This is a genomic window from Arhodomonas sp. AD133 (genome assembly GCF_051195215.1).
Lineage (GTDB): Bacteria > Pseudomonadota > Gammaproteobacteria > Nitrococcales > Nitrococcaceae > Arhodomonas.
Genome location: NZ_JBNAZM010000098.1, coordinates 1 through 4,077 on the forward strand (window position 1 = coordinate 1; position 4,077 = coordinate 4,077).

The following is a 4,077-nucleotide window of genomic DNA, read 5'->3' on the forward strand; positions in this document are numbered from 1 at the left end:
ATAGCGTAAGTTGTGCCAAAAATCCAAGCCGCCTACCAGCGGATCAATAACTTATCGCTGTGGCTGTGGAACTTGGGGGCGACGGGCTTGTGCTCCACACCTCTGGGCACCACGAACATCTCCCCCGAGGCTATTTCGACACGCCCGTCACGGAACTCGATGACCATTTCCCCGTCCAGAACCACGAACACCTCGTCGATGCCGTCGTGCTTGTGCCACTCGAACGCGCCCTGAATCTTGACCAGCTTGAACTGGTAATCGTTCATTTCGGCAATGACCTTGGGCGTCCAGTGCTCAGAGAACCGTGCGAATTTTTCCTCGAAATTTATCGACTTGTACGCCACCATTCACTCCCGGCTGGCCAATTACCAACCTTTTGCGCACGTTCCGGCGCGGCGTAACCTGGTTCGACGACATCGACTTCCCTGGCACGCTGCAAGATTACCCGCTATGCCGCTGCCCGCCTCGCAACCAGCTGCACGAGCCTCATTCGACGCTCCTTGATGTTGCGCAGCAAATTGCGAACCATGATTGGAAACTCATCGCCGAGAAGGACCCGGTTGCTCAAGGGGGGAATACCATTCTTCTCGAAGCGCTCAACGGCCCTTTCAAGCCAGACACCACCGGCGCCGGTCGTATCCAGACACGAGACGACGTCGAACCCCGCCCTTTCCAGTGATGCCAGCAAGGCGTCCTCGGTCACCAGGAAGCTGATCGACGAGTCGCGCGCCCAAGGAACCGGAAAGTACACATCGCCGCCCGGGCCGGCCAGCACGTCGTACAAGGCAAGATGACCACCGGGTTTGAGAACGCGATATATTTCAGCGTAAAGCCGGTTTTTGTCAGCGATGTTCATCGAGGCATGCTGCGTCCACACGACGTCGAAGCTACTGTCGTCGAAGGGCATCACGAGCGCATCGGCGGTGCGATACGAAACCAGATCCTGAAGGTTCAACCGGACGCTCAGCGCTTCGGCGACGCGGCAATACTCCTCGGTCAGATCCAGTCCGGTTACGCGGCATCCGTAGTCCGACGCGAGGCGGCGCGACGGACCGCCTATCCCGCACCCGACGTCCAACACCCGCATGCCCTCAGCGAGGCCGATCGCTGCCGCGAGCTCCTTCGTCGCTTCGCGCCCGCGGACGTGGAACTCATCCACTGGGGCGAGATCGTCCAGGGTCAGTCTATCCGGATCCTTGCCCGCCTCCCGGAGCACCTCGAGGATCGCGCTTTCCAGTGCACCGTGGGCGTAGTGCTGCTTGGTATCACGCATTCGCCGCCCCCCGCACCCTACTCTCGGACACGGAAACCGGCTGACAGGCACTCTCTGACAGCGGCGCGATGGTCGATACGACCGGCACAACGGTCCGGCGAGCGACAATTTCGCCAGCCGCGGTGTGGATGAATAGCATTTGTGCGCCCCTCCGTTGGGCAATCGTCCTGCAGGGGACCCGACACCCCATAAGAGTCCGACAATTACACGACAACAACGACCGAGTCGAGCGAAGCGGGCATGTTGCACCGGTTACAGCCGGTCAGCGCCCCGAACGACCGGCCGAATCGCCACAATGCCATTGTGCTCCACAGGCCCCGACAGAGCCACGAATCCGAAATGTTCATACACCGGGAGGGACCGACAGTGGCGTTGACGGCAAACCCACCCAGTTTACCGCATCCTCGGTTATCGCCTCTCGGAGCACCACGCCGGCTACGGCCGACACGTGTCGACTCACACCTTCCTGCCCGCTGTGGGCTCGGCAATATCCTCGATGTCGACGAGGTTCCACTTCATGCCGTTGTTTCGATAGATGCGTTTTCCCTTGGCCGGATAGTCGGCGACATCATGATCCAGCCGCTGGCCGACGACGATACACCTGAGCACGGATGCGCCCACGTTCTCGAGCTTGTGTGGCTCACTGCCCGCCGGATAGCCGAGAAAATCGCCGGCTTTGACGCGGTGCCGGATGTCACCAACCGTGGCGATCGCCTCGCCCTCCAGGACGTACACGCACTCATCCTCGTAGTAATGGACGTGCAGCTCGGTCGACTCACACCCCGGATCGATTTCCACGATATGAAACCCCAGCCCCGTCAGCCCGGTCAGATCGCCGAGAGATTTGTTGATGCGCTGCGCGTTGTCGTTGAGGAAATGGGTTTTCGAGACGCCCTCGTGGGCCTCGATCTCTTCCCGTGTAAGCAGGTACTTGTCCACGTCTGAGCCCTCCTGGCGTCCGCCTGCCAACGTGTAGCCGCAACATGCACGCCACTCGCTCTGCGGGCAAGATCCGCGCGAACATTCAGTCACCCCGCCCTTGCCATGCACGTTCCAGAACACGCTCGATCCTGACCGCCTCGGCGGACCTGGATTTCGACGGCAGCACGATCTCCCGAACCCATGGCGACGGCCCGGGTGGATGCAGGACGTTGCCGGCGGGCCTCGTGGGAGCGGCGGAATCAGACATTGTCGCTTCCGAGATAGTCCTGGAGCCGGAGAATGACGTGCTCACGCCCTGAGCATCGCGGCCACTGACTCGGGATGTCGCCAGCCCTTTGCGGTGGCATACCGTCGGGGCATACCGAAGCGAACAGGCCGCTGACGAACGCTGAGACATGGCAATACTCGTCAAGAGGTCAGTAATCAGGCAGGACCCGACAGTTACCGGTCAGACGCCAGGGTTAGCGGCTTTGCCCAAGCCAACTCCGCCGCCGCCCGCGCATCGGATTCGATCAGGTCACCGTGGGAGATGATGATCCGCTCGAAATCCCACGCCAGTATCGACTCAAGCGACTTGCGTGCCGCCTGCTTGTCCGACCAGCCGAGCTGGTACTCCGGCGCCGGCTTGGGCGTATTCCACATGTGGAAGACAACTTTCCACCAGAACTTCAGCGGCCAATTGACGCGCTCGGTGCGATCCGTGAAAAGCTCGATCAGGTCCACCAGCAGCAGCGTCCGACTGGTGCGATGAAAAAACGCCACCTCCCACATCCAGCGGCTCCCGCGGACGAGTACCTGATCGAGATCGGCTGCCCACGCATCAGGGGGCCGCCCCCCCAGAAACCAGTCGAACGACAGCCGTGGGCGTTTACGCTCGATGCCCGGGCAAATATGAGTCTCGGCGTCCGGGAACGCCGCCTGCGCCGATGGGACGTGCATGTGGTGGAAAGACCCGGGCGCGACGATATAAGCGACCTCACCGAGGGCGCGGATGGATTCGGCGAGGCTCTCATTGATCGCACATGGCGAATGGAGCAGCAGCCGGCCGTTCGCGAGCCGGATGACGGTCATGCGTGCGTCCACATTGCAGCCCATGTACCGAACTGGATACCGGCAAAGCCAGATCGATCCCTCGATATACTCGTGCAGTTCCGTGCGCAAGGTTCATTCCGTTGGTGCTGATGATTGTCGCCGCAACACGGCGCGCGCGTAGCACACCATGCGGCGTAGCTCGAAGCGCCCGCGCCAGGCGGACCGGCCGAACGCGCTTCATGTGAGGCGTTCATTATGCAGGCCATCTGCCTGGGTGGTCCAAACCCGTCACGAGCGACGCACGCAGTTCACCCTGGAATACCGGCCGAACCATCGAACGTCCCACGCGTTACCAACCTTTCGCCACGTACGACCAAAGGCTCGCGCGAATTCTCAGCGTATCCTCAAAGCAAATCCAGCAGGCTATCGACCGCGCGCAACGCATATCGGTTCATCGCGCCACCGACGAGAATGCACGGAAGGCCCGCCGCCGTGGCACCGCCCAGGTCCCGGCGAACCGAATCACCAATCATCACCGTCTTTGCGGGGTCCGCCCCCATCTCCGCGAGGACCTGTCTGAATGGTTTCGGTGAAGGCTTCACGATACCGTGATCTGACGAAAACGACATGGCGCTGAACACGGAGCGAACGCCGGTGCGTTCCAACTCGTCAATCCAGGAATCCCTGGGCGCCCATATATCGGCAACCAACCCGAGCCGGAACCGTGACGCCAGCACCCGTAGCGCATACCGATAGGTGTCAGGTCCCGGACGATTCCGTGGCTTTTTGTGAAATAGATCGGGCCTGTCAGCGTACCAGTGTTTCATCGC

5 protein-coding genes are annotated in these 4,077 nt (G+C 61.2%); all 5 read right to left on the reverse strand.

Annotated features, from left to right (window positions below; translation table 11 throughout):
* Positions 1-32: 32 nt before the first annotated feature.
* On the reverse strand, positions 33-347 hold the full coding sequence (locus ACPEES_RS22850) for a cupin domain-containing protein (protein ID WP_435106718.1): 315 nt from the start codon (positions 345-347) through the stop codon (positions 33-35).
* A 101-nt stretch (positions 348-448) separates the two neighbouring features.
* Positions 449-1,273 (reverse strand): class I SAM-dependent methyltransferase, encoded by an 825-nt coding sequence (locus tag ACPEES_RS22855; RefSeq protein WP_435106720.1) that lies wholly within the window; start codon positions 1,271-1,273, stop codon positions 449-451.
* 456 nt (positions 1,274-1,729) lie between these two features.
* Entirely contained in the window at positions 1,730-2,212 is a 483-nt protein-coding gene (locus ACPEES_RS22860) for a cupin domain-containing protein (protein WP_435106722.1), read from the reverse strand.
* Positions 2,213-2,656: 444 nt separating this feature from the next.
* On the reverse strand, positions 2,657-3,376 hold the full coding sequence (locus ACPEES_RS22865; RefSeq protein ID WP_435106724.1) for a DUF4336 domain-containing protein: 720 nt from the start codon (positions 3,374-3,376) through the stop codon (positions 2,657-2,659).
* A 275-nt stretch (positions 3,377-3,651) separates the two neighbouring features.
* Positions 3,652-4,077, reverse strand: a 426-nt coding sequence (locus tag ACPEES_RS22870) for an HAD family hydrolase (protein ID WP_435106726.1), incomplete at its 5' end; no start/stop codon positions are given.